Below are 26,382 nucleotides of genomic sequence, written 5' to 3' on the forward strand. Positions count from 1 at the left end.
AGCTCAAAGAGTCTGGTGACGATTGCGAAGAGGTCACACCCGTTCCCATACCGAACACGGAAGTTAAGCTCTTCAGCGCCGATGGTAGTTGGGGGCTTCCCCCTGTGAGAGTAGGACGTCGCCGGGCAAGATGAAAGGTCATTACCATTAGGTAATGGCTTTTTTTGTGTTCACTTTTAAATTGATGGACACTTCGAGTTTTTATTCGCAGTGGGGTCGGCATGATATAGTCGGTCTTGAACGCAATATGATTGGACATTCTGGTTTTATGGTCGGTCTGGATTACGATATGATTGGTCAACCAGGTTATATAGCCGGTCACCGTGGCTATACGGTCGGTTCTGGGGTAGAAGAACGCGTTATGTAGTCAGTCCCTCATGCCATCCAGCGTCGTATATAATAGAAGGATAAAAGGAAGTGGAATGTATAATGAAGAGGTCTGAACGCCCGCTTGTCGAGAAGTTAATTAACTTCAAAGAAAAACACCCAGTTTCATTTCACGTGCCGGGACATAAACATGGGATGCTCTCCGATTTGCCTTTGGATATACGTACGGCACTTCGATATGACTTTACAGAGTTAGAGGGCCTTGATGACCTTCATGAGCCGGATGGTGTTATTGAAGAGGCTCAACAGAGGCTGTCTTCATTCTATGGTTCAAGTCAAAGTTTTTTTCTTGTGAATGGTACAACCGTCGGGAACTTGGCGATGATTTATGCGACTTGTCGGGCAGGTGATACGGTCATTGTTCAGCGCAACGCGCATAAATCAATTTTCCATGCAATTGAACTGACCGGAGCGCGTCCGGTATTCGTGTCCCCTGTATGGGATGAAGCTACAATGACGACGGGTGGTGTGACCGCTGTACAAGTTGGCAAGGCGCTTCAAGCATATCCCGGGGCGAAGGCTGTAATTCTTACGTACCCGTCTTATTACGGCTTGACGGGGGTGGAGATGAGGGAGACAATCAACCTTTGTCATACATATGGTGTGCCTGTCTTGGTGGATGAAGCGCATGGAGCACACTTTGTTGTAGGTGAACCTTTCCCATATTCAGCGCTTGACTTGGGGGCGGACGTAGTGGTGCATTCAGCGCATAAGACGTTGCCAGCCATGACGATGTCTTCGTTTTTACATATTCGCTCAACAATCGTATCACCAGAGAAAATTGTTCATTACTTAAGGATGTTACAATCTAGCAGTCCATCTTATTTGTTGATGGCTTCACTTGATGATGCACGGGCTTATGCGGAGTCTTATAATGAAGAAGATAAAATAATATTCATGAAGCGGCGAGTGGCTTTTATTAAACGGCTGGAGATGATTCCGCGGCTTGACACAATTGAAACGGACGATCCCTTGAAGCTCATACTGCGAGTGAAGGGTTATTCGGGTTTTGATATACAACAAAAGCTTGAAGCAGAAGGGATTTACGGGGAAATTGCAGACCCGTATCAGGTCTTATTCGTTTTGCCATTGTTAAAAGTGGAAACATCATATCCTTTTGATGAAATTTGCAAGAAAATAGAAACTGCAATTTCCCGTTTGAATGGTTCGAGCAGAACAGTGGAAAAAGTGGAATTGCCACCATTCAATGAAGGGCATTCCCGTCCAGCTTACACGTCTGAGGAAATTGCACATATGGAAATAGAATGGATTCCATATGAAAAATCGGAAGACCGTGTAGCGGCTGCGTCAATAATTCCATATCCGCCCGGAATTCCGCTTTTAATTGGTGGGGAAGTCGTGAAAGCCGAGCATATTCAATCACTTGGGAAGTTATTACAAATGAAGGCGAAATTTCAAGGCTCAATTCGTATCAATGAAAAACAGATAGTTGTAGTAAAGAAAAGAACGGGGGGAATAGTATGATGCAGAAAGGCGTATTCATCACATTCGAAGGTCCTGAAGGTGCGGGCAAGACAACAGTCATCAAAGAGTTGTATAAGCGTTTGGATAAAGAGGGGCGTAATGTCATTCTCACACGTGAACCGGGTGGGATACGAATTGCTGAGAAAATCCGTGGGATCATACTCGATAATAATCATCAGGAAATGGATGCGAAAACGGAAGCACTTCTCTATGCGGCTGCAAGAAGTCAGCACCTCGTTGAGAAAGTAGTTCCTGCAATCCAGGAGGGAACGATTGTCTTATGCGATCGCTTTGTGGACAGTTCGCTCGCCTATCAAGGGTATGCACGCGGACTTGGGATTGATGAAGTCCTATCTATCAATGAATTCGCTATCGGTGAAACGATGCCTGACTTAACGGTGTTTTTCGATATTAAACCGGAGGCCGGACTTGCGCGAATCACGGCAAATGATAAACGTGAAGAAAATCGGCTGGATAAAGAAAGCCTTCGTTTTCACCAAGATGTTTATGAGGGTTATCAAGAGCTTATCCGGCGTTATCCGGATAGGATACAAATTACCGATGCATCGCTGCCTCAAGAGCAAGTAACGGAAAATGTTTGGAAAATCATATGCTCTCAACTCATTAAATAGTCAGATTCATGATATAATGATTGGAAAGCGGAAAAGGGGAGATTATCGTGAAATTGATTGTGGCAGTTGTACAGGATCAAGATAGTAACCGATTATCTACAGCTTTAACTAAAGGCGATTTTCGGGCAACGAAGTTAGCTAGTACAGGAGGGTTTCTGAGGTCGGGAAATACAACGTTCCTGATTGGTACCGATGAAGCCCTAGTTCCGAAGGCGCTTGAACTTATCCGGGAAAATTGCCGTTCGCGCGATCAAATGGTAGCACCTGTTTCTCCGATGGGTGGTAATGCCGATTCATACATTCCTTATCCGGTTGAAGTTGAAGTTGGCGGTGCGACGGTATTTGTCCTTCCAATCGAACATTTTCATCATTTTTGATGGACAGAGGTGACCGAAGTGAAAGTCAATGGCGACTATAGATCTGGACTTGATAAGATGAGGAACGACCCGTTACAGACATCACAGGGCGGGGCAAGGTTTGGACAAATGGTCGTCAAACAGGAACAACGCCTTCACGGTGAACAGATCTCCCGGCTTCTGGGTGATATTTCATCGGCTGGGGACCGAATTGCACGTTCCCGGAATTTACGTGACATGGCTAAATTTAAAATGCTCGTCAAGCGTTTTCTTAAAGAAGCCGTCGAATCTGGGATGGGTCTTAAACAGTCCCATACATGGAATCAATTCGGTGAGGGGCGTCGCTTGAAACTTGTCGAAACGCTAGATGAGAGACTCATTGAATTAGCAAGTGACTTGTTGGATGAAGAAAAAACGTCTGTTGATCTATTAGCTGAAATTGGCGAGATTAAAGGACTTCTTATTAATCTATACATGTAATCCCGTGCTTTCTGACGTTTAGAAACACGGTTTTTTTTGAACATGGATGAGGTGTGCTAACATGACAGAAGAAATGAATAAACGGTTGATTCTAGAACAGCAAACTGTGATTGAACGATTATGTTCATCCCATAGAAACGGTCGCATCGGGCATGCGTATATGTTCGACGGGGAGCGCGGGACAGGAAAAGAGGCGGTTGCCATCTTTTTTGCCCAACTTCTCCTTTGTTCGAACCCTGAAAACTCTGTTCCATGTGAAACATGCCCTTCCTGTCGCCGTGTTTCATCCAGTAATCATCCTAACGTAACGCTTATAGTGCCCGATGGACAAGATATCAAGAAAGAGCAGATGTCGAAACTTGTTTATAGCATGACGAAAAAGGGTTACGAATCAGGCAGGAAGATTTATATCATCAGCAGGGCAGATCGGATGAACGTTGCTGCGGCAAATACACTTCTAAAATTTCTTGAAGAACCCGAAGGCGATGTGACAGCAATTCTATTGACCGATTCCTATCAATCAATTTTGCCGACCATTCAATCGCGGTGTCAGCGGGTATCTTTTCTACCGCCCTCCAGGGAAATGATGATTGATCGACTCGTCGAAAAGGGGATTACGCCTTCAATGGCAGCAACGGTTTCGATGGTGACCGCAAATGTGGATGAAGCATTTCGTCTTGCAGGCGATGATCAATTTGCACAGATGCGAAAAACAGTGTTAAAATTGGTTGAAGCATCAGATCGTCATGTACATGAAGCGTTATTGTTCATTCAGTCGGAGTGGGTCCCTTTATTTAAAGAGAAGGAAGAGGCTGAGAGCGGACTCGACTTGCTGTTATATGCTTACAGGGATGTAGTTGCGTCAAAAGCTGATTTACAGTCAACTGCGGCATTTCCCGATCAGCATGAACTTTTCAAAGGTCTTTCAATGAAGATGACATATAGCCGGCTGTCTGCCAACATGGAGGCGATATTGCAGGCGAAGAAGCAATTGCACGGCAATATGAATCGTACACTGCTCATGGAACAATTGGTGCTCAGCATGCAGGAGGGGTTACTTGTTGTATAAAGTTGTAGGAGTCCGTTTTAAAAAAGCGGGTAAAATATATTATTTCGATCCACTCGATTACTTATTCGATGAAGGGGACTATGTCATCGTTGAAACTGCGCGGGGGATTGAATACGGTAAAGTTACAGGTGAAGTGAGAGAAGTCGGTGAAAATGACGTAGTCTTGCCACTCAAAAAAATCATTCGCCCAGCACAAACGGAGGACCTCGAAAAGGTGGAGGAAAATCGTCTTGAGGCTGCCCGCGCTTTCAGTACAGGCGTGGAAAAGATTATAGAGCACAAATTGGAGATGAAGCTGGTCGATGTTGAGTATACATTCGATCGGAATAAGATTGTCTTCTATTTCACTGCGGAAGGTCGCGTTGATTTCCGTAACCTTGTGAAGGACCTCGCATCAATCTTTAGGACCCGTATTGAATTGCGGCAAATCGGCGTACGGGATGAGGCGAAGATGCTTGGCGGTATCGGACCTTGTGGCCGGATGCTTTGCTGTTCAACATTCCTTGGTGATTTCGAACCGGTTTCGATAAAAATGGCAAAAGATCAGAATTTGTCGCTTAATCCATCTAAAATCTCGGGTTTATGCGGACGCCTTATGTGTTGTTTGAAATACGAGAATGATGATTATGAAGAAGCGAAAGCGCTTATGCCGGACATAGGAACACGTGTCCAAACACCTGAGGGACCTGGTAAAGTAGTTGGTCTAAATCTTCTTGAACGCCTACTTCAAGTAAGTATGGCGGATCAGGACCTGGTATTGGAATATACATTGGAAGAAATAATGAATCAAAAAAACAATATGGCTCAATTGATGAAATAATGAGGTGGGATAGTTGAAAGAAAGGAACTTTCTGGATAGGGTTATGGAATTCGAGCAAGAACTCGAATCTATGCAAAAGCAATTCCGCGAATTGATTGGATTCGTCGCGCAGATGACGGAAGAGAACCATTCGCTTCAACTCGAAAACCATCATTTGCGCAAGCGGCTTGAAGACATGGATAAACAGATTGAGGAACAAGCACTAGCAAAAACACAAACAATCAATGTCAGGCAACATCAGAAAAAGCCGAATAAAATAGACGTCGGTGAAGGCGTCGATAATCTAGCGCGTTTGTATAACGAAGGGTTCCACGTCTGCAATGTTCATTACGGAAGCAGTCGTAAAGGGGAAGACTGCTTGTTCTGTCTCTCTTTTTTAAATAAACAAAACGTATGAAATGAGCCGATCCTATTGCAATGTAGGCATCGGCTTTTCTGTTTTCTACTACACCTGGTACATTACGTTTTATGGAGGAAAGTTTTATGGATGAAATTTTAAAAGATGATGAACGGCTTGATTATTTATTAGCGGAAAGTCTGCGGATTATCCAAAGTCCTTCCGTATTTTCGTTTTCATTGGATGCAGTACTGCTTGCAAAGTTTGCCTACCTTCCATTACGTTCCGGGAAGATTGTGGACTTATGCGCGGGCAATGGAGCCATTCCGTTATTTTTAAGTGCGAGAACAAACGCAGATATCATTGCCGTTGAACTGCAGGAACGACTGGCAGATATGGCTGAAAGAAGCGTGCGATACAATGGATTGGAAAGCAGGATCCGAATTGTTAATGATGATGTTATCGGAATCGCGACGAAACTCGGTTCCGAAAAATACGATACGGTAACATGTAATCCTCCTTACTTCCCATCAAATGAAGCAAGTGAAAAGAATTTATCTGAGCATCTGGCGATTGCCAGGCATGAAATTCGGTTAACGCTTGAACAGGCCGTCCAGTCGGCAAGTGAATTGCTGAAACAGGGCGGAAAAGCAGCCTTCGTCCATCGGCCCGGTCGTTTGCTGGATATTGTCACAGCCATGCGGGCAAATCGTCTCGAACCGAAAAGAATCCGATTTGTTTATCCGAAAGAGGGGAAAGAAGCGAATACTTTGCTGATTGAGGGGATAAAAGATGGCAAACCCGACTTGAAAATACTACCGCCCCTCTATGTATACGGAGCTGACAACGAATACACGGAAGAAGTGAGGCTTCTCCTTTATGGAAAAAACGAGTGAACATGTTTTCTATGTTTTGGAATGCAACGACGGCTCGTATTATGCCGGTTATACAAATGATTTAGAAAGGCGTGTACGTGTACATAATGAAGGAAAAGGCGCAAAGTATACGCGTGCAAAAAAGCCCGTCCGTTGTATTTATCACGAAAGCTTTGAAACGAAACGCGAAGCGATGCAGGCGGAATATCAGTTCAAACAACTGAAAAGGGATGCAAAAGAACGATATATTGGAAAGGGGCGGAATGTGGATGAAATCACAAAAAAGTGCTGAACCGGGCGGCGGGAAACTGTTTCTAGTCGGAACGCCAATCGGCAATCTTGAGGATATGACATACCGCGCAATCCGTATTTTGAATGAAGTGGATACGATTGCGGCGGAAGATACACGAAATACCATCAGGTTATGTAATCACTTTAATATTAAGACTCCCCTCATAAGTTATCATGAGCATAATATAGAATTCGGCGGGGAAAAGATATTGGCAATGCTGGCGGACGGAAAAACGGTTGCACTCGTCAGCGATGCCGGCATGCCCTGCATTTCAGATCCGGGAGCGGATATTGTATCAAAAGCAATCATTGCTGGTTATGACGTTGTTCCTGTCCCCGGTGCGAATGCAGCGATCAGCGCGCTCGTTGCCTCGGGATTGATACCGCAGCCTTTTATGTTTTTCGGTTTTTTATCACGTCAGAAAAAGGCGAGGAATATTCAATTAGATGATTTAAGAAAACGGGAAGAGACGCTCATCTTGTACGAAGCACCCCATAGACTGAAGGAGACATTGCGCGCCATGCATGATAGTTTCGGCGGGACACGTTCAGTCGTCCTTGCAAGGGAATTGACAAAACGTTTTGAGGAATTTCTTCGAGGGACGCTTGAAGAAGCAGTTTTATGGGCAGAATCAAATGAACTAAGGGGAGAGTTTTGCATTGTCATCGAAGGTAGTGATGGAGTGATTGTGGAAGAGCGGCAAGAGTGGTGGCATGACCTGGATATTCATGCGCATGTAACTGAATTGATAGAGGGAAAAGGTCTACGATCAAAAGAAGCGATCAGGGAAGTGGCCAATGACCGCGGGCTAAGCCGCAGGGATGTCTATAAAGAATTTCATGTCGAAGTTGAATAAAGACCTAATTTTGTGCAAAAAAAATCCAGAACGGATAGCCGTCCTGGCCAATAAATAGTTTTTTGAAATTATTATTTCAAGCTATCTTCAATTTCCTTAATAAGTTGTTTGGCACCTTCTGGGCTCAAAATCAACTTACCGTCAATCAGACTTAAATTGTCGTCAGACACATCGCCCGTGATCGAGCATGTCATATTCGGCATATATTTCTTCAAGATGATCTTATCTTCATCAACGTAAATTTCCAGCGCATCTTTCTGACCGATGCCAAGCGTACGGCGCAATTCGATTGGAATAACGACACGTCCGAGTTCATCGACTTTTCTCACAATACCGGTGGATTTCATGACTAAAACTCCTTTCAATACATTTACTTTCGCCAAAATTCGACATAATTCGCTTGTCTTTTTTATCATACCAAGACTTCCAATTAACGTCAATACTCCTTACTGAAAACTATGAGAAAAATAGTAGTTTCGCGTAATAATCGATTGGTTTTGATATAGACGCTACGCTGAATAAAGGATATATGAGTGAATAAGTCCGTCATCAGTGAATTTCGTTGTATCGTCAGTATCCTTTCGATAGAATAGAGATTATAGATTTATATATACTGGAGGAATATTCGTGGCTGATCAGAATAAAACATTCTACATTACTACCCCTATTTATTACCCGAGCGGGAAGTTCCATATTGGAACCGCTTATACAACTGTTGCTTCTGATGCAATGGCTCGTTATAAACGATTGCGCGGGTATGATGTGCATTTCTTGACTGGGATGGATGAGCACGGTCAAAAGATACAGGAGAAAGCGCAAGAGGCAGGACTGCCACCGCAGGAATTTGTCGACGGCATCGCAGAAGGTGCGAAAAAAGTTTGGAATACCATGGACATCTCCTATGATGATTTCATCCGGACAACGGAAGAGCGTCATAAGGCGAGTGTCGAAAAGATTTTCAAGACATTCCTCGACAACGGCGATATTTACAAAGGAGAATACGAAGGGTGGTATTGTCTGCCTTGTGAAACGTATTTTACGGAAGGGCAGCTTGAAGACGGCAACTGTCCCGATTGCGGACGTCCGGTCCAAAAGGTGAAAGAAGAATCATACTTCTTTAATATGAAGAAATACGCGGACAGGTTGTTGAAGTTCTACGAGGACAACCCTAAGTTCATCGAACCGGAATCACGTAAAAATGAAATGATCAATAACTTCATTAAGCCGGGACTTGAAGACTTGTCTGTCTCACGGATGTCGTTCGATTGGGGAATAAAAGTTCCTGGAGATCCGAAGCACGTCATTTATGTCTGGGTGGATGCGCTGACAAACTATATCACTTCACTTGGTTACCAGTCGACAGACGATTCGTTATTCAAAAAATACTGGCCCGCTGACGTACATGTCGTTGGAAAAGATATCGTCCGTTTCCATACGATTTACTGGCCGATTTTCTTGATGGCACTGGACTTGCCATTGCCGAAAAAGGTATTTGCACATGGCTTTATCATGATGAAAGACGGAAAGATGTCGAAATCAAAGGGCAATGTCGTTTATCCCGAAATGCTCGTTGAACGCTATGGTCTTGATGCGACACGTTATTTCCTGCTACGTGAATTGCCATTTGGGCAAGACGGTGTATTCTCACCGGAATCCTTTGTTGAACGAACGAATTATGACCTTGCGAATGACCTTGGCAATTTATTGAACCGATCCATTTCTATGATCAATAAATATTTCGACGGTGAAATTCCGACAGAGGGCCTTATTGCGACAGAATTCGATGAAAGTTTGACGAGTTTCATGACAACTACGGTAGAAAAATACGAAGCTTCTATGGAGAAAATGCAGTTCAGCACTGTCCTCGGCGATTTGTGGGCTCTAATATCACGGACTAACAAATATATCGATGAGACATCTCCGTGGATCTTGGCGAAAGAAGAAGCGGATAGAGGAAAATTGGCATCCGTGATGGCACATCTTGCAACTTCGCTCCGTCATATTGCCGTATTATTGCAGCCGTTCATGACAAAAGCTCCGGGGCAGATCATTGAACAACTAGGTGTGAATGAAGAATTGCTTGAATGGGAGACCCTTGGCAATTTCGATGCCATACCATCAGGCACAAAAGTCGTAGAAAAAGGTGTACCGATCTTCCCGCGCCTCGATGCAGACGTTGAAGTCGTTTATATCCGTGAACAGATGGCGGTCACCGCACCTGCGGAAAATATGCCTGCCGAGCAACCTGCCAAGGCTGAGGTTGAAGAAGTGGTGGAAACCGAAATTACAATCGATGATTTTATGAAGGTGGATCTCCGCGTGGCAACGGTAACCGCGTGCGAAAAGATTCCAAAAGCGGATAAATTGCTTAAACTTCAATTGGATATGGGCTATGAACAACGCCAAGTTGTATCCGGTATTGCCGAATATTACGAACCGGAGTCGCTAATAGGCGTTAAGGTAATTGTCGTTGCCAACCTGAAACCAGTAAAACTACGCGGGGAACTTTCCCAGGGCATGATTTTGGCAGGAAAGTCAGACGGTAATCTGAAACTGGCGACGGTCGATCAATCATTGGAAAATGGTGCTCAAGTAAAATAAGATTGAATAAAAACGGCGTCCCTAATGGAAACGCCGTTTTTCCATTCCGCTAGTACACATAGTACAAAACGTTGTCATCGATATGTAAACTGAATGTGATGAATGTCATAATCTGTTCGATTAAACTAAAACCATTGTGAGGCGAAGAAAATGTATATTGATACACATGTCCATTTAAATGCAGAACAGTACGAAGAGGATATAGATGAAGTAATTCAACGTGCCCTAGATGCTGGCATTGAAAAGATGGTCGTCATCGGATTTGACCGAAAGACGATTTTGAAGGCGATGGAATTGACTGAACAACATGCATTCATCTATGCCGTCGTCGGCTGGCACCCAGTGGATGCCATTGATTGCACCGAAAAGGACTTGGAGTGGATAGAGTCACTAGCTGCGCATCCTAAAGTGGTTGGCATCGGGGAAACTGGTCTTGATTATCATTGGGATAAATCACCGAAAGACATTCAGCAAGAAGTGTTCAGGAAGCAGATTCGGCTCGCGCAAAAAGTTGGACTTCCAATTATTATCCATAACCGGGATGCGACAGCGGATGTCATCCGTATCCTGAAAGAAGAGGGAGCTGAAAAAACAGGCGGAATCATGCACTGTTTCGGAGGAAGTGTCGAAACAGCTAAAGAATGCATCGACATGAATTTCATGATTTCGCTGGGTGGTCCCGTTACGTTTAAAAATGCAAAAACCCCGAAAGAAGTTGCGACTGAAATTCCGCTTGATTATTTATTGATAGAAACAGACGCACCTTATCTTGCTCCTCACCCTAATCGTGGAAAACGGAATGAACCGGCATGGGTAGTGCTCGTGGCGGAAGAAATTGCAAGGTTGAAAGATCTCCCCGTTGAAGAAGTGGCAAAAATAACGACCATGAATGCTTTGAGAACATTTAACATAACATGATTAGAATGTCGGGGGCTTTCCATACTTTTCCTGTGGAAAGCTTCTTGATATTGTTATACATCAAATTCAAGGGGGTTGACACACGGAAGGGTAACCTTTATAATCAGCCGAGTGATGAAGGAGGAGTTTTTTTCATGTCAAATAGCACTATGAAAAGCCTGTTCTTTAAGTCATTGAGGAGTAAACGGATAGCTGTTATCGCAGTTTCACTTGCGCTATTCGTTACTATTATTTCACTTGTTCTCTTTGAAGGGACAAAGAAATCGATCGCGTTAAACGTGAACGGTGAAGAACTAAACATCAAGACACACGCACATACAGTTGGTGATCTTCTTTCCGACCAGGAAATCGAAGTTGCCAAACATGATTTAGTAATACCCTCAGTGAATGCACCTATCGAAGACGGTCTATCGATCAGGTGGGAACAGTCGCAGCAAGTTGCGATAAATGTCGACCAAGAAGCAATTTCCGTATGGACGACTGACGATAAAGTTGAAGATGTACTAGTCGAAGCGGGAATTGAGCTTACCGAGCATGACGTTGTAAGTCCGGAACTACATGAAAAGCTGGGCGAAAACGATAGTATCACTGTTCAAAAAGCGTTCGAAATTAAGTTGAATGACGGCGGAAAAGAGAAAAGAGTCCAGTCAACTTCGACTACGGTCGCTGACTTTTTAAAGAGGGAGAACATTCATTTGAATGGAGACGATCGACTGAACAGGAAGGCTGATGGATATTTGAAGCCTGGTTCTATAGTGGAGATCGTACGAGTAGAAAAGGTCACCGATGTAGTGGAAGAACCGTCGAACTTTGCAGTTGAAACACGCAATGACCCATCATTACTGAAAGGCCGCGAGAAAATTGTCCAGGCAGGAAAGAAAGGGACTGTTTCACGAAAGTTTGAAGTTGTAAAAGAAAATGGAAAAGAAGTTTCCCGTAAACTGTTGGAAGAGAAATCAATTAAAGAACCGCAAAAGAAAATCGTTTCAATCGGTTCAAAAGTGATGGTCGCAAGCGCAGCGACGGCAAAATCCAAATCGAAAGCCGGCAGAAGCGTCTCCCGTGACAATTCGGGTGGCGGCAAAGAGTTTTACGTGACAGCGACGGCATATACGGCAGAATGTAATGGCTGTTCAGGTATAACGCGTACAGGCATCAATCTACGCGCCAATCCAAACTTGAAAGTCATAGCGGTCGATCCGAGCGTTATTCCGCTAGGATCGAAAGTTTGGGTTGAAGGGTACGGCTATGCGGTGGCTGGGGACACAGGCGGCGCAATCAAGGGCAAGAAGATTGATCTTCATGTCCCGACGAAAAACGCAGCGTATAAATTTGGAAGACGCCAAGTGAAAGTTAAAATCATCGACTGACATATTATCCGCAGGACTGTAATCGGTCCTGCGGATTATTGCGTTATAGCCTTTGGTGCTTGTCACAAATTTTGAAAGGGTTTAATTTTGCAAGCACAATTCGAAATTCGGAAGCAATTGTACGGAAGCATAATTGATCACCTACCTTTCTGTACATCCGCCTGCTCACGGAGTAGAATTGAGGAAAGAATGGAATGGAAAGAGGATTTTTGTGAACATTAAAGAGATTATTGTTGTTGAAGGGAAATCTGATACAGTTGCTTTAAAACGTGCGGCTGGTGCGGATACGATTGAAACGAACGGATCCGCAATCGATGAAAAGACGCTTATACGCATTCGTCATGCACAAGAAACAAGGGGCGTTATTGTATTCACTGATCCCGATTACCCAGGCAGGAGAATCCGTGCCATCATCGAAGAGAATGTCCCAGGCGTTAAGCACGCGTTTCTCGAAAAAAAACTGACGATTGCCAAAAACGGCCAAGGACTGGGTATTGAACATGCTGCGGACGAGGATATCCGGGCGGCGCTTCGGTCTGTTTATACCGTGGATGATCAGCCGGTAGTGGATATCCCACTTTCAGACTTGATAACAGCCAGGCTTATCGGTCACCCTGATGCTAAAAGACGGCGGGAACGGTTAAGTGAATTGCTGCAGATCGGTCCGGTGAATGGAAAAGGATTGAAGAAAAGGCTTGAGATGTTCCGAATCAGTTATGATCGATTGGGAGAAGTATTAAGAGTTCTAGACAAGGAGGAAAAATAATGAATAAAGATATCGCGACTCCGGTCAGAACGAAAGAGATTCTTGCCAAATACGGATTTGCGTTAAAAAAAAGTTTAGGTCAAAACTTCTTGATCGACCCTAATATTTTACGCAATATCGTTTCGCATGCAGATCTATCGAAAAAAACAGGTGTCATTGAAATTGGTCCTGGAATTGGTGCATTGACGGAACATCTCGCGAGAAACGCGGGGAAAGTCGTCGCATTTGAAATCGATGGCCGTCTACTTCAGGTTTTGGAAGACACACTGTCGCCTTATGATAATGTGACGATTATCCATCAGGACATCCTTGAAGCTGACCTTCTACAAGTAATGAACGAACATTTCGCGGATTACGAAGATGTTGTAGTCGTCGCAAACTTGCCTTATTATGTGACGACACCGATTATCATGAAGTTCTTGCTTGGAAAAGTTCCAATATCGGGCATGGTCGTCATGATGCAGAAAGAAGTCGCAGACCGGATTACTGCTTTACCAGGGACGAAAGCATACGGTTCACTGTCCATCGCCATTCAATACTATATGGATGCGGAAGTGGCCATGATTGTTCCGAAAACAGTATTCATGCCACAGCCGAATGTCGAGTCCGCTGTATTACATTTGACTAGGAAAGAAACGGTTCCCGTGAAAGTGATTGATGAAGACTTTATGTTTACGGTTTCCAGAGGTTCATTCATCCAGCGCCGGAAGACAATCTTAAATAACTTACAATCGTCGCTGCCGGACGGTAAGGCAAAAAAAGAACAGATACTAAAAGCGTTCGAGGAAATAGGAATGGATCCCGGCAGACGCGGGGAAACATTGACAATTGAAGAATTTGCGAACTTGTCGAATGCTTTATATAACGACTTTTTTACTGAGCGTAAAAAATGATGAAAACAGAACGTTTTTCTTAAAAAAATTCCCTTTTCTATAATAAAATGATTGACAAAGTAGATAAGCCATTGTTAAAATGAAGATTTTAATTGACAGAACCTTTTAAAAGTGTTATGCTTATACTTAGTGAGGTGTAAGCGACGTGCCAAAAACATTAGCGGACATTAAGAAGTCATTGGATTCACATCTGGGTAAACGTTTGCATTTAAAAGCGAACGGTGGTCGGAAGAAGACAATCGAGAGGGCTGGAGTGCTGCGGGAAACATATCGTGCAGTATTCGTAGTTGAACTTGACCAGGACGAAAATGCGTTTGAAAGAGTATCTTACAGCTACGCAGACATTTTGACGGAAGCGGTTGAAATAACGATTCTGGATGGTGCAGATCCTACTGCATCCACTGCGTTCATCATCAAATAATTACAGCATTTATGATTTAATTCATTTTTTAAAGAAACACCTATGCAAGCATCTCTATTAAGGGATGACTTGTGCAGGTGTTTTTTCTTTCGTTTGGTCCATACTACAGTTGTCAGCCAAAAGGAGGAAAACCGAATGGCGAAAAAACGTGGTATCATGTCTGAGGGCTTGAAGGTAGAGATAGCTAAAGAACTTGGATTTTACGATGTTGTGGAGCGAGAAGGTTGGGGCGGCATCAAATCACGTGACGCAGGTAATATGGTGAAGCGGGCGATTGAAATGGCCGAACGAGGAATAGCACAAAAGAAAACGGAGCTATGAATTACCCTTTATCCAACTAATAGGCTGACAATGAAAGAGCTGGATCCGGGGTCATCATGACATCCGGTTCAGCTCTTTTTTATGAAGATGAACAGGATATACTCCGACCTCTAAAAATGATTTTTTCAATCGTTATCATTTCACCGCGTAAATAATTCACCTATGGTAAAATAGGGAACAAAGACAAGCTGTAATGGGGGGAGCCGGATGCTTTATGAAAAGGCGCCAGCAAAAATCAATTTAACACTCGATGTACTACATAAGCGGCCAGATGGTTTTCATGAAGTTGAAATGGTTATGACCACGGTCGATTTAGCGGACAGAGTCTGGCTTCGTCCGACAGACAAAGGAAAAATTACAATTAAAGCGTCTGAGCGGTACGTGCCGAATGATCGGAAAAATTTAGCTTACCAAGCAGCTGAACTTCTGCAAATTGAATACGGTATCACAAACGGGGTTGAGATTACTCTTGAAAAAAGTATTCCTGTTGCAGCCGGTTTGGCAGGCGGCAGTTCAGATGCTGCGGCTACACTTCGGGGCTTGAACAGGTTGTGGGATTTGAAATTGAGCCTACGGGAGCTTGCTGCGCTGGGCGCAAAAATAGGATCGGATGTCTCATTCTGTGTCCACGGCGGAACGGCACTTGCGACGGGACGCGGGGAAAAGATTGAAACCCTGCCTGCCCCACCAAATTGCTGGGTCATTCTTGCCAAACCCGCCATATCGGTTTCGACGGGCGATATATACGGTAATCTGGACTTATCCACGATTGATCATGCCGATACGGGTGCTATGATCGACGCGTTAAGAATGGGCGACTACGAGAAAATGTGCAGCACGGTCGGGAATGTCCTTGAAAACGTTACGATGCAACTTTATCCGCAAGTCGTCGTTCTGAAGGAACAGATGAAAAAATTCGGTGCAGACGCAGTACTGATGAGTGGCAGCGGTCCGACCGTTTTTGGTCTAGTCAAACATGAATCCAGAGTACCGCGGATTTACAATGGGTTAAAAGGTTTCTGTCCGGAAGTATATGCGGTCAGGATGGGTGGAGGACATTCAATTCTTGATTGAACACGTATAATTGTGGTAATGTACATTAAAACATTCGGGTTTAGGAGGATGTACCATGAAATGGAAAAGAAGCGAGAGGCTTGTGGATATGACCCGCCACCTCTTGGAAAATCCACAAGAACTTATTCCACTGACCTTCTTTTCTGAACGTTACCAAGCGGCAAAATCCTCGATCAGTGAAGATTTGACGATCGTGAAAGAAACGTTCGAGGAAAAAGGGACAGGGAAATTGATAACGGTGTCCGGAGCAGCTGGGGGAGTGAAGTTCATACCGATAATGACAGAGTCGGAAGTCCGTGAAGTAGTATCATTACTAATGGGAGAATTGGGCCATTCAGATAGGATGCTGCCAGGAGGTTATTTATTCATGACCGATCTTCTCGGCAACCCGCGTATTATGGATCGGGTCGGTAAAGTTTTCGCTTCGGCATTTGCTGATACGGACATCGACGTCATCATGACGGTGGCGACGAAAGGGATTCCGATTGCGCATGCCATTGCCCGTCACTTGAATGTACCTGTTGTCGTCGTTCGCCGCGATAGTAAGGTGACGGAAGGACCGACAGTCAGTATCAATTATGTGTCCGGTTCCAACAGGCGTATCCAAACAATGGTATTATCGAAAAGAAGCATGCAGAGCGGACGGAAAGTACTCATCACGGATGACTTCATGAAAGCGGGCGGTACGATGCTTGGCATGAAGAGCCTGCTTGAGGAATTCGGCTGTGAACTGGCAGGCATAGCCGTTCTAGTAGAGTCCGACCATGCAGAGGAAGTGCTGGTCGATAACTATCTATCTCTCATTAAGCTTCGAGCAGTAAACGAGAAGAACCGGACAATCGAGTTGGAAGAAGGAAACTATTTTGTGGAAGGTGGAAAATGATATGAATTATGTTGCGACAGAAAAAGCACCACAGGCAATCGGCCCTTATGCACAAGCTGTTAGTGTGAATGGATTAGTTTATACATCCGGACAAATTCCATTGACGCCGGAAGGTCTGCTCGTCGAGGGAACAATTGAGGACCAGACACACCAAGTGTTTGCCAATTTGAAAGAAGTGCTGAAAGAAGCCGGCTCCTCTTTGGATAAAGTGGTCAAAGCGACTGTTTTCATTAAAGACATGAATGAATTTGCTGCAGTAAACGATATTTATGCACAACATTTTGGTACACACACACCTGCACGTTCAACCGTTGAAGTTGCAAGATTGCCGAAGGACGTAAAAATTGAAATTGAGGTCATTGCCCTGTCAGGCGAATGATGGACGCCCGCCCGGATAACCGGAGCGGGTATTTTATTTTGCAGAGTAAGATGTCTTTGGTGTAGGGAGCAAATTCTCGTTCTTCCCAATGTTTAAATAATTTTGTTTATAAAGAAGGAAAACACTTACTTTTGTGGAATATAGTCGTCATGCGCTGTAATGACAAAAGGAGTGGTGAGGGATGGAAGTAACTGATGTAAGACTAAGAAGGGTGGAAACTGACGGAAGGATGAGGGCGATTGCTTCGATTACAATCGATGATGAGTTTGTCGTCCACGATATCAGGGTCATTGATGGAAATGAGGGATTGTTCGTGGCGATGCCTAGTAAACGGACGCCCGAGGGGGAATTCCGCGATGTAGCACACCCAATCAATACGAATGCCCGCACGAAAATCCAAGATGCCGTACTCGCGGCATATCATCTATCCGCGGAAGAAGTTATATACGAAGGGGCTGGCGCATGATGCGCCCCCTTTAACTTCACATGAAATGATTGTGGCTGCCTGCTCTTGCATGGCGGTTTTTTTCTCGCTTTATAATCTCTATAGTAAACTGGGAAATGAAAAGCAATAATAATAAAAGATTATTATTGGCTTGTCAAGAGGAGAGAAGTTGAAAAATAGCGCGTTTTCAGCTATAGTCAATAATGAAAACATTAAGAGAGGGATCGGCCTTCCTCCCTCATTCAAGGAGGCATTCAAATGACGAATACATATGCCGTCGTCCTCGCAGCGGGACAAGGTACACGGATGAAGTCCGATTTATATAAAGTGCTCCACCCCGTTTGTGGAATACCGATGGTGGAACACGTAATTGATCATATACGCGGTCTTGGAACCGGCAGAATTGTCACGATCGTCGGACATGGTGCAGAAATGGTTGAAGAGACGCTTGGTGATAAAAGCGAGTATGCACTGCAAGCAGAGCAATTGGGAACGGCACACGCTGTTCAGCAAGCAGAGAAGCTTATCGGCGATCTAGACGGTACGACAATTGTTGTCTGCGGAGATACGCCGCTTATCCGCTCTGAAACGATGGAAGCATTGATTGAACACCACAACAAAACGGGTGCAAAAGCAACAATCTTGACGGCTGATGCGGATGATCCAACAGGCTATGGCCGCATTATTCGGGGAGAAGAAGGTCAAGTACTTCGTAACGTTGAACAGAAAGATGCAACACCGGAAGAGCAGCGAGTGACGGAAATCAATACAGGCACATATTGCTTTGATAACCGTACCCTTTTTGAAACGTTGAAAAAGGTGAAGAATGATAATAACCAAGGCGAATATTATCTTCCCGATGTTGTCGGCATCCTGCAATCGGAAAATGCGCTAGTTTCAGCGTATGTGACTAGTGATTTCAGCGAAACGATTGGCGTCAATGATCGCGTTGTCTTAGCGGAAGCCGAACGTGTCATGAGGTTGCGAATTGCTGAAAAACATATGCGTAACGGGGTAACGATCATCAGCCCTGAAAATACGTATATAAGTGCTGCAGCGGAAATCGGCCGTGATACGGTACTTCAACCGGGTACGATGATTGAGGGACATACTGTCATCGGGGATAAATGCATAATCGGACCGAACAGTCAGATTATCGACAGCGAAATCGGCGATGCGACGACTGTCCATTCATCGGTCGTACTTTCCAGCCGAATTGGTTCGTCTACAGCCGTGGGACCGTTTGCACATATCCGACCTGATTCCGATTTAGGCGACAGTGTGAAAATCGGTAATTTCGTTGAGGTTAAAAAGTCGACGCTCGGTGAAGGAAGCAAAGTATCACATTTGAGCTATATCGGCGATGCGAAAGTGGGCTCGCATGTAAATGTGGGGTGCGGCACGATTACCGTCAACTACGATGGGACGAACAAACACATTACGACAATTGAAGACGATGCTTTCATCGGCTGCAATTCCAATTTAATCGCACCTGTTACTGTTGGAAAAGGCGCATATGTGGCGGCAGGGTCGACAATTACTCAAAATGTGCCAGAAAGTTCACTTGCAATTGGGCGCGCGCGCCAGGAGAATAAAGAAGGATATGCAAACAAACTAAATCAAAAGTAAACAGGGGGAACATGATGGCTAATCACTATCCTAACGATAAACTGAAGATATTCTCTTTGAATTCGAACCAAACGCTTGCGGAGCAAGTAGCGGATGTAATCGGACGCCCACTCGGCAAATGTTCCGTCAAACAATTCAGTGACGGAGAAGTCCAAATCAACATCGAAGAAAGTATCCGCGGCTGTGATGTTTTCGTCATCCAGTCGACATCGTACCCTGTCAATGAAAATTTGATGGAACTTCTTATTATGATTGATGCTTTGAAACGTGCGTCTGCACGCACGATCAATGTCGTCATGCCTTATTATGGTTATGCGCGCCAAGACCGGAAAGCACGATCACGTGAGCCGATTACGGCGAAACTAGTTGCAAATTTACTTGAAACAGCGGGAGCGCATCGTGTTATTGCTATTGATCTTCATGCGCCGCAAATTCAAGGTTTCTTTGATATTCCAATCGATCACCTTGTTGCTGAACCAATCCTTACAGAATACTTTAAAGGAAAAGGTATCAACAGTGACGAATTAGTAATAGTATCACCGGATCATGGCGGTGTAACACGTGCACGTAAGATGGCTGATCGTATGAAAGCGCCGATTGCAATCATCGACAAGCGCCGTCCTCGCCCGAATGTTGCCGAAGTGATGAACATCGTCGGAAACGTGGAAGGCAAAACTGCGATTCTCATTGATGATATCATCGATACAGCAGGAACGATTACAATTGCGGCGAGCGCTTTAATCGAAAGTGGAGCCAAAGAAGTGTATGCTTGTTGTACACACCCTGTGTTGTCAGGTCCTGCAATCGAACGGATCGACAACTCACAAATCAAAGAATTGGTCATTACCAATTCAATTGAACTGCCGGAAACGAAACAGTCTCCGAAAATAAAGCAATTGTCGATCGCTTCACTGCTTGCCGAGGCAATTGTCCGTGTGTTCGAAGAGAAGTCCGTAAGCACATTATTTGATTGAGCAAGATGTTTCATGTCGTCTGTCCTTGGGTATTTATTGATTAGCACAACTTTTTTAAGAAAGGTGACTAAATAATATGAGTACTAGTATACAGTCGGAAATGAGAGCACCAGCGAAACAATCAACACTGACACAATTAAGAAAAGAAGGCATTGTTCCAGCCGTAGTCTACGGCTACCAAACAGAGTCTACACCCATTTCAGTAAAAGAGCGCGAACTGTTGAAAACGCTTAGCGTAACAGGGCGCAATGGCGTCATCAAGTTGAATGTCGACGGCAAGGACATAAACGTTGTCCTCAATGACTATCAATCTGACGCTTTAAAAGGTGATATCCGGCATGCAGACTTCCTTGCCATCAATATGACGGAAGAGCTTGAAGTAGATGTAACCGTAAATCTTATAGGTGAATCTGTAGGGGTGAAACAGGGCGGTGTACTTCAGCAGCCGAATCATGAAGTGAAGATCAAAGTGAAACCTTCCGACATACCGGAAACATTCGATATCGACATTACAAATCTTGAAATCGGCGAATCGATCACTGTTGCGGAAATTCGTGAGAAATCGAAGTATGAAATTTTAAATGAAGATACTCATGCACTTGTTCTAATTTCTTCTCCGCGTACTGCTGCAGAGATGGAAGAACTTGAAAGTGATGCTGCTGAATCAACGGAAGCAGAACCCGAAGTAATCGGCGATAAAAAAGACGAAAAGTAATTCGGAAAATGAGCGCGCGGAAACCCCGTGCGCTTCTTTTCTGTATAAAAGATAAAAAAGTATAATACTTTCAAAACGGAACAGTGGCTAGGCTCCAGGCGCCAAAAGCTCGGGTCATTAGTTGGTCCGTCTTATGACCCGAGCCGGCCTACGGGATGTAGGTCACGCAGCGGGGAGGATTGAACGACCTCCCTCCTTGTTGCAATACGACGTGGCGAACTTAGGTTGTGTTCACTTGACGGCACCTGCGCTTTTCTAAATCACCTATTGTAAAAGGAAGATAAATCGATGAAAATGATAATAGGGCTCGGGAATCCGGGTAAACAATATGAACAAACACGCCATAATGTAGGATTCCATGTCATTGACGAACTGGGCGACCGTCTGTCGGCACCCGCGATGCAATCTAAGTTCAATGGCATGTATACCGTTATACATCATCCGCAAGGAAAAGTGATGCTCGTCAAACCGCTTACTTATATGAATCTATCCGGCGAATGCGTCCGTCCCCTTATGGATTACTTTCAAGTCGATGTGGAAGATATCGTCGTTCTCTATGATGATCTTGATATTGCACCTGGAACGATTCGGTTGCGTCAAAAGGGAAGTGCCGGCGGTCATAATGGCATGAAATCACTTATCGCACATTTAGGCACAGATCAGTTCAACAGGATACGAATCGGTGTGGGACGACCTGTCGGCGGCATGAAAGTTGCCGATTATGTTTTAGCTCCGTTTAGTAAGGAAGAAAAACCTTCGATTGAAGACATGGTGCAAAAAAGTGCATCTGCTTGTGAAGCATGGCTGGCTAATCCATTTAACGATGTGATGAACAACTTTAATGGGATTTAAGGTATAATGGTGCCATCTTTCGCCTATACTTTGTAAAAAAGGGGCGGAGAATAAAATGGCGATCCGTTATACTTGCCGGCATTGTGAGACTGAAATTGGCACACTTCCTTTTGAATCCGCGAGGGAGACGATCCTCCTGTTGCAAAAGCTAGACAAGGAGGAAGTGGAGCATTTTCTGACGTATGAAAAGGATGGGGCGCTGGCGGTGCGGTGCATTTGTGAGCAGTGTGAGCAATCGCTCCGTAGTTTCCCGGATTACTATACACTCCAGAAGTGGCTTCAATAAGATGTACGCTTTGGCGCGAATGCGTCCAAAGCTTTTTCTGTTTTTCCATACCACATATACCAAGGAAGAAAGGATGTGCAGCAGTGGAAGCGCTTATAGATTTAATTTCACAAGAGAAAGAGATTAGCGAACTAGTGAAAGAGTTGGAGGCCGGAAAAGACCGTCAGCTTATCGCCGGATTGTCAGGCGGGGCAAAGTCGATACTTTTCAAAGTGCTTCATGAGTCGAGTGAAGAGCCGATTCTAATCGTTTCCCCGAATTTGTTGCAAGCGCAGCGTACATACGAAGACCTCGTTAAAATGTTGGGCGATTCGCTCGTTCATCTTTATCCTGCAGAGGAACTCATTGCTGCGGATTTTTCTATTTCAAGTTATGAGCTTCGGGCTCAGCGGATTGACACGCTGGATCATATGGCGAGAATCGGAAAAGGGATTTATATCACCCCGATTGCGGGAATGAAAAAGTTGTTGCCGGAGAAAGAACGGTGGCTGGTCGGCTCGTTAACGACGAAAGTAGGCGAGGAGATCAACATACCGAATTGGCTCGATAAGCTTGTATCAATGGGCTATACGAGACAACCAATGGTAACGGCACCAGGCGAATTTGCTTTGCGTGGAGGAATCCTGGACCTTTATCCGTTGAATATGGAAGAACCGATCCGGATTGAGTTATTTGACACGGACGTCGACTCCATACGCACGTTTTCAGCGGAAGACCAGCGTTCAACAGGCAAGTTGGAAACTGTATCGATTCTGCCTGCAGCAGAGTTTGTCTGGACGGCTGAAGATCTTACATTTATCGCTGAGAATCTGGAGAGTGCACTTGGCGTCAGTTTAAAAAAGATGAAGGACGCTGAAGCAAAAGAGCGGTTGACCATTAATATGACTGGTGATATTGGCTTGATGAGAGAAGGTACAACACCTGAAAACATGTTGAAGTATGCTTCATTGTCTGCCGCTACTACTACTCTTGAAAGTTACTTCCCTAGTAATGGTATCGTTCTGTTCGATGAAATCGGACGGATCCTTGAAGTTGCCGGGTCGCTTGAATCAGAAGAAAAGGAATGGATGGTTGCCCTTCTTGAAGAAGGCAAGATTGTCCACGATTCAAAACTCTCACTCTCGTTCGAAGAGATGAATGCTCAATTGCAACAGCGCAAAGTGTACTTATCCCTTTTCATCCGCACAGTTCCGGGAATCACGGTCAAAAAGACTGTGACATTTTCCTGTAAACCGATGCAGCAGTTCCATGGTCAGATGAACCTGTTAAAAAATGAGATGGAGCGGTGGCAGCAAGGACATTTTACTGTTTTCATCATCGCGGATGGAAACGAGCGGATGCAAAAAGTCCAATCAATCCTTGAAGATTATGATATAACATCTGTTGTTACGGGGAAACCTTCGAAGGCAGTCAGTGTCATTGTTGTCGACGGCGATTTGTCAGCGGGCTTTGAGCTTCCCTTCCAACAAATCGCAGTCGTGACGGATTCCGAGTTGTTCAAAGGAAATCCGAAACGGAAAGCACGCCCTCAAAAGATGACGAACGCCGAACGCATTAAAAGCTACTCGGAAATCAAACCGGGTGACTATATCGTTCACGTCCATCATGGAATCGGAAAGTACTATGGCGTCGTTACACTTGAAGTAGGCGGAATCCATAAAGATTATCTCGACATCCGGTACCGCGGGGAAGATAAGCTGTTCGTCCCTGCCGATCAGATTGACCTGATTCAGAAATATGTCGCATCCGGAGAAAAGGAACCGAAACTTCATAAGTTAGGCGGAACCGATTGGAAGAAAACGAAAAGCAAAGTGACAGCGGCTGTTCAAGATATTGCGGACGACCTGATTAAGCTTTATGCCAAACGTGAATCGGAAAAAGGACACGCCTTCCCGGAAGATGATGACATGCAAATGGCATTTGAAAATGCATTCCCTTACGACGAAACGGATGACCAGCTCAGGTCAATTGCGGAAGTCAAACGGGATATGGAAAGAGAGCGCCCTATGGATCGCCTGCTCTGTGGTGATGTCGGTTATGGTAAGACGGAAGTCGCCATCCGTGCTGCATTCAAAGCTGTATCAGATGGAAAACAGGTGGCTTTTCTCGTACCAACAACAATTCTTGCCCAACAACATTATGAGACGATGAAAGAACGCTTTTCCGGTTTCCCGGTCGAAGTATCCCTCTTAAATCGTTTTCGTAAAAAAAAGGAACAGACAGAGACGTTGAAAGGGTTGAAAGCCGGTACGATTGATATCGTGGTCGGCACACATCGCCTTCTATCGAAAGACATCGTTTATCACGATCTCGGATTACTCGTCGTCGATGAAGAACAGCGATTTGGTGTAACGCATAAAGAGAAACTTAAACAGTTGAAAACACATGTCGATGTCCTGACATTGACAGCAACACCAATACCACGGACACTTCATATGTCGATGCTTGGTGTCCGTGATTTATCGGTCATTGAAACGCCGCCCGCAAACCGTTTTCCGGTCCAGACATATGTCATGGAACAAAACTTCGCACTCATCCGTGAGGCGATTGAAAGGGAAATGAGCCGGGGTGGGCAAGTATTCTACTTGTACAACCGGGTGGAAGACATGGAGCGGAAAGTCGATGAAATCAAGCAGCTGGTGCCGGAAGCGAGGGTAGGATTCGCCAATGGACAAATGGGAGAATCCGCGCTTGAAGCAGTCATTTTAAGCTTCCTTGGAGGCGAGTATGACGTTCTGGTGACGACAACGATTATTGAAACTGGTATCGATATCCCGAACGTCAACACACTTATCATTCAAGACGCCGATCGCATGGGTTTATCACAGCTCTACCAGCTCCGTGGACGCGTTGGGCGTTCAAATCGTGTTGCGTATGGCTATTTCCTATATCAACGCGATAAGGTACTGACAGAGGTTGCGGAAAACCGTCTGCAAGCTATCAAGGAGTTTACAGAACTTGGATCCGGCTTTAAAATCGCGATGCGCGACTTATCGATTCGTGGTGCAGGTAATTTGCTTGGTTCCCAGCAACACGGTTTTATCGACTCGGTCGGATTCGATCTTTATTCGCAATTGCTTCAAGAAGCGGTGGAGGAGAAACAGACAGGTATCGTGAAAGCGGATATACCCGACGTGGAAATCGTATTGCCACTTAACGCATACATTCCCGACGAGTACATTCGCGATGGATTCCAAAAGATTCAAATGTATAAATTGGTAAAAGCGATTGAAAGTGAAGCGGACTATATTGAACTTGTCGACGAAATGACAGACCGGTTCGGTGATATACCACTTGAAGCAGACCTGCTGCTCCGTGTTGCACGGATAAAAGCTTGGGGACGCATCGCAGGCGTCGAATCAATCAAAAAACAGCAATCGCTTATTGAAGTCCGTATCACGCCGGAAGGGACAGCAAAAACAAACGGTTCAAAACTTGTGTCCGACTCAATGACGTTTGGCCGTGCTGTAGGTTTCACAATGGAAAACGGCTGTCTCGTCATGACGATTGATGAACGCCATACAGGAAAGCAGACCGCATTTGATGTTTTGGAAGCGATGATGAAGATTCTTGAATCCTCTACAAAGGAAACAGTTACTACTGATTCCGTCTAAAGGGCATGTTGCATATTTTCTCCACTATTGATGCATACTAAAATTGAAATGAGGTCTATGTTCAATTTTGTGGAAAGTGAGGCATCATGTATGAAGGCAACTGGAATCGTCCGCAGAATCGATGATCTTGGAAGGGTAGTCATCCCAAAAGAGATTCGGAGGACACTTAGGATCCGTGAAGGAGATCCTCTTGAAATTTTCACCGATCGGGACGGCGAAGTTATTTTGAAGAAATATTCCCCGATCTCGGAACTCGGGCAATTTGCAAAAGAATATGCGGAGACCCTGTATGAAACGCTTGGTACGCCTGCGCTGATTAGTGATCGGGATGAAATGATCGCCGTATCCGGTTTATCGAAAAAAGATTACTTGAATCGCCATTTATCCCCGGATATCGATGAAATTCTGGCAGGCCGTAAAGTCGTTACAGAAAAACTTGAAAAAGCGGTAGAATGGGTTCCTGGACAAGTGGAACAAGTCAAGTCTTACTGCATTGCCCCCATTATTGCGGCGGGGGATACAATCGGTGCCGTCTACCTGCTGTCGAAAGTGCATTTCATCGGCGAAACCGAACAAAAAGCAGCGGAAACAGCTGCACACTTCTTAGCAAAACAGATGGAAACATAAAAACAGCCCACTTAAACCGGATAAA

Annotated in this window: 30 protein-coding genes and 1 rRNA gene; 30 read left to right on the forward strand and 1 reads right to left on the reverse strand. The window is 44.7% G+C overall.

Annotation, left to right across the window (positions count from 1 at the left end; all coding sequences use genetic code 11):
- The first annotated feature begins 11 nt into the window (after window positions 1-11).
- From rrf to rsmI, 12 genes are all read left to right on the forward strand, one after another.
- Window positions 12-127: ribosomal RNA gene (gene rrf / locus HDC33_RS15900) — 5S ribosomal RNA — on the forward strand.
- A 39-nt stretch (window positions 128-166) separates the two neighbouring features.
- Window positions 167-367 carry a hypothetical protein gene (locus HDC33_RS15905; RefSeq protein WP_179393557.1) on the forward strand — a complete coding sequence of 67 codons (201 nt, stop codon included), beginning with the start codon at window positions 167-169 and terminating at the stop codon, window positions 365-367.
- Between the two features lie 62 nt (window positions 368-429).
- Window positions 430-1,872, forward strand: coding sequence for an aminotransferase class I/II-fold pyridoxal phosphate-dependent enzyme (locus HDC33_RS15910; RefSeq protein WP_179393558.1), 1,443 nt, complete (start codon window positions 430-432; stop codon window positions 1,870-1,872).
- Window positions 1,872-2,504 (forward strand): dTMP kinase, encoded by a 633-nt coding sequence (tmk, locus tag HDC33_RS15915; RefSeq protein WP_255457474.1) that lies wholly within the window; start codon window positions 1,872-1,874, stop codon window positions 2,502-2,504. Before HDC33_RS15910 ends, tmk begins: the two co-directional genes overlap by 1 nt.
- Before the next feature lie 47 nt (window positions 2,505-2,551).
- The gene (locus HDC33_RS15920) at window positions 2,552-2,881 is read left to right on the forward strand and encodes a cyclic-di-AMP receptor (RefSeq protein ID WP_179393560.1); all 330 of its coding nucleotides are present in this window, start codon (window positions 2,552-2,554) and stop codon (window positions 2,879-2,881) included.
- Between the two features lie 18 nt (window positions 2,882-2,899).
- Entirely contained in the window at window positions 2,900-3,340 is a 441-nt protein-coding gene (locus tag HDC33_RS15925) for a YaaR family protein (RefSeq protein WP_179393561.1), read from the forward strand.
- A gap of 61 nt (window positions 3,341-3,401) precedes the next feature.
- Window positions 3,402-4,409 (forward strand): DNA polymerase III subunit delta', encoded by a 1,008-nt coding sequence (gene holB, locus HDC33_RS15930; RefSeq protein WP_179393562.1) that lies wholly within the window; start codon window positions 3,402-3,404, stop codon window positions 4,407-4,409.
- Window positions 4,402-5,229 (forward strand): PSP1 domain-containing protein, encoded by an 828-nt coding sequence (locus HDC33_RS15935; RefSeq protein WP_179393563.1) that lies wholly within the window; start codon window positions 4,402-4,404, stop codon window positions 5,227-5,229. Before holB ends, HDC33_RS15935 begins: the two co-directional genes overlap by 8 nt.
- A 13-nt stretch (window positions 5,230-5,242) precedes the next feature.
- Window positions 5,243-5,626 (forward strand): DNA replication initiation control protein YabA, encoded by a 384-nt coding sequence (gene yabA / locus HDC33_RS15940; protein ID WP_179393564.1) that lies wholly within the window; start codon window positions 5,243-5,245, stop codon window positions 5,624-5,626.
- A gap of 86 nt (window positions 5,627-5,712) precedes the next feature.
- Window positions 5,713-6,462 (forward strand): tRNA1(Val) (adenine(37)-N6)-methyltransferase, encoded by a 750-nt coding sequence (locus tag HDC33_RS15945; protein WP_179393565.1) that lies wholly within the window; start codon window positions 5,713-5,715, stop codon window positions 6,460-6,462.
- Entirely contained in the window at window positions 6,446-6,733 is a 288-nt protein-coding gene (locus HDC33_RS15950; protein WP_179393566.1) for a GIY-YIG nuclease family protein, read from the forward strand. Before HDC33_RS15945 ends, HDC33_RS15950 begins: the two co-directional genes overlap by 17 nt.
- Window positions 6,711-7,589, forward strand: a complete 879-nt coding sequence (gene rsmI, locus HDC33_RS15955) for a 16S rRNA (cytidine(1402)-2'-O)-methyltransferase (RefSeq protein WP_179393567.1) — start codon at window positions 6,711-6,713, stop codon at window positions 7,587-7,589. The genes HDC33_RS15950 and rsmI overlap by 23 nt, the downstream gene beginning before the upstream one ends.
- A 71-nt stretch (window positions 7,590-7,660) precedes the next feature.
- Here the strand turns inward: rsmI and HDC33_RS15960 are convergent, their stop codons facing one another.
- On the reverse strand, window positions 7,661-7,936 hold the full coding sequence (locus HDC33_RS15960; RefSeq protein ID WP_179393568.1) for a transition state genes transcriptional regulator AbrB: 276 nt from the start codon (window positions 7,934-7,936) through the stop codon (window positions 7,661-7,663).
- A 280-nt stretch (window positions 7,937-8,216) separates the two neighbouring features.
- Between HDC33_RS15960 and metG the strand changes: the two genes are divergently transcribed.
- The 18 genes from metG (at window position 8,217) to spoVT (ending at window position 26,357) form a co-directional block, all read left to right on the forward strand.
- Window positions 8,217-10,190, forward strand: a complete 1,974-nt coding sequence (metG, locus tag HDC33_RS15965; RefSeq protein WP_179393569.1) for a methionine--tRNA ligase — start codon at window positions 8,217-8,219, stop codon at window positions 10,188-10,190.
- A gap of 150 nt (window positions 10,191-10,340) precedes the next feature.
- Window positions 10,341-11,108, forward strand: coding sequence for a TatD family hydrolase (locus tag HDC33_RS15970; RefSeq protein WP_179393570.1), 768 nt, complete (start codon window positions 10,341-10,343; stop codon window positions 11,106-11,108).
- Between the two features lie 134 nt (window positions 11,109-11,242).
- Entirely contained in the window at window positions 11,243-12,478 is a 1,236-nt protein-coding gene (locus HDC33_RS15975; RefSeq protein WP_179393571.1) for a resuscitation-promoting factor, read from the forward strand.
- A 211-nt stretch (window positions 12,479-12,689) separates the two neighbouring features.
- Window positions 12,690-13,244 carry a ribonuclease M5 gene (rnmV, locus tag HDC33_RS15980; RefSeq protein WP_179393572.1) on the forward strand — a complete coding sequence of 185 codons (555 nt, stop codon included), beginning with the start codon at window positions 12,690-12,692 and terminating at the stop codon, window positions 13,242-13,244.
- Window positions 13,244-14,137: a 16S rRNA (adenine(1518)-N(6)/adenine(1519)-N(6))-dimethyltransferase RsmA gene (rsmA, locus tag HDC33_RS15985; RefSeq protein ID WP_179393573.1), complete on the forward strand. Its 894-nt coding sequence runs from the start codon at window positions 13,244-13,246 to the stop codon at window positions 14,135-14,137. Before rnmV ends, rsmA begins: the two co-directional genes overlap by 1 nt.
- Before the next feature lie 145 nt (window positions 14,138-14,282).
- On the forward strand, window positions 14,283-14,558 hold the full coding sequence (veg, locus tag HDC33_RS15990; RefSeq protein WP_179393574.1) for a biofilm formation stimulator Veg: 276 nt from the start codon (window positions 14,283-14,285) through the stop codon (window positions 14,556-14,558).
- A gap of 135 nt (window positions 14,559-14,693) precedes the next feature.
- Window positions 14,694-14,879, forward strand: coding sequence for a small, acid-soluble spore protein, alpha/beta type (locus tag HDC33_RS15995; protein ID WP_179393575.1), 186 nt, complete (start codon window positions 14,694-14,696; stop codon window positions 14,877-14,879).
- A gap of 207 nt (window positions 14,880-15,086) precedes the next feature.
- Entirely contained in the window at window positions 15,087-15,953 is an 867-nt protein-coding gene (gene ispE, locus HDC33_RS16000) for a 4-(cytidine 5'-diphospho)-2-C-methyl-D-erythritol kinase (RefSeq protein WP_179393576.1), read from the forward strand.
- 55 nt (window positions 15,954-16,008) lie between these two features.
- Window positions 16,009-16,836: a pur operon repressor gene (gene purR / locus HDC33_RS16005; protein WP_179393577.1), complete on the forward strand. Its 828-nt coding sequence runs from the start codon at window positions 16,009-16,011 to the stop codon at window positions 16,834-16,836.
- Between the two features lies 1 nt (window position 16,837).
- Window positions 16,838-17,215: a RidA family protein gene (locus HDC33_RS16010; RefSeq protein WP_179393578.1), complete on the forward strand. Its 378-nt coding sequence runs from the start codon at window positions 16,838-16,840 to the stop codon at window positions 17,213-17,215.
- A 181-nt stretch (window positions 17,216-17,396) separates the two neighbouring features.
- Window positions 17,397-17,681 (forward strand): septation regulator SpoVG, encoded by a 285-nt coding sequence (gene spoVG / locus HDC33_RS16015; RefSeq protein WP_179393579.1) that lies wholly within the window; start codon window positions 17,397-17,399, stop codon window positions 17,679-17,681.
- Window positions 17,682-17,918: 237 nt separating this feature from the next.
- Window positions 17,919-19,289, forward strand: a complete 1,371-nt coding sequence (gene glmU / locus HDC33_RS16020; protein WP_179393580.1) for a bifunctional UDP-N-acetylglucosamine diphosphorylase/glucosamine-1-phosphate N-acetyltransferase GlmU — start codon at window positions 17,919-17,921, stop codon at window positions 19,287-19,289.
- A gap of 14 nt (window positions 19,290-19,303) precedes the next feature.
- A complete protein-coding gene (locus HDC33_RS16025; protein ID WP_179393581.1) occupies window positions 19,304-20,263 on the forward strand; it encodes a ribose-phosphate diphosphokinase in 960 nt (319 codons plus the stop codon).
- A 76-nt stretch (window positions 20,264-20,339) separates the two neighbouring features.
- Entirely contained in the window at window positions 20,340-20,978 is a 639-nt protein-coding gene (locus tag HDC33_RS16030) for a 50S ribosomal protein L25/general stress protein Ctc (protein WP_179393582.1), read from the forward strand.
- A 288-nt stretch (window positions 20,979-21,266) separates the two neighbouring features.
- Window positions 21,267-21,830: an aminoacyl-tRNA hydrolase gene (pth, locus tag HDC33_RS16035; protein WP_179393583.1), complete on the forward strand. Its 564-nt coding sequence runs from the start codon at window positions 21,267-21,269 to the stop codon at window positions 21,828-21,830.
- Window positions 21,831-21,885: 55 nt separating this feature from the next.
- Window positions 21,886-22,116 (forward strand): anti-sigma-F factor Fin, encoded by a 231-nt coding sequence (locus HDC33_RS16040; RefSeq protein ID WP_179393584.1) that lies wholly within the window; start codon window positions 21,886-21,888, stop codon window positions 22,114-22,116.
- 83 nt (window positions 22,117-22,199) lie between these two features.
- The gene (gene mfd, locus HDC33_RS16045) at window positions 22,200-25,730 is read left to right on the forward strand and encodes a transcription-repair coupling factor (RefSeq protein WP_179393585.1); all 3,531 of its coding nucleotides are present in this window, start codon (window positions 22,200-22,202) and stop codon (window positions 25,728-25,730) included.
- Between the two features lie 90 nt (window positions 25,731-25,820).
- Complete coding sequence (gene spoVT / locus HDC33_RS16050; protein ID WP_179393586.1) at window positions 25,821-26,357, forward strand: stage V sporulation protein T; 537 nt, start codon at window positions 25,821-25,823, stop codon at window positions 26,355-26,357.
- Window positions 26,358-26,382 lie beyond the last annotated feature (25 nt).

Source organism: Sporosarcina sp. JAI121 (assembly GCF_013408665.1).
GTDB lineage: Bacteria > Bacillota > Bacilli > Bacillales_A > Planococcaceae > Sporosarcina.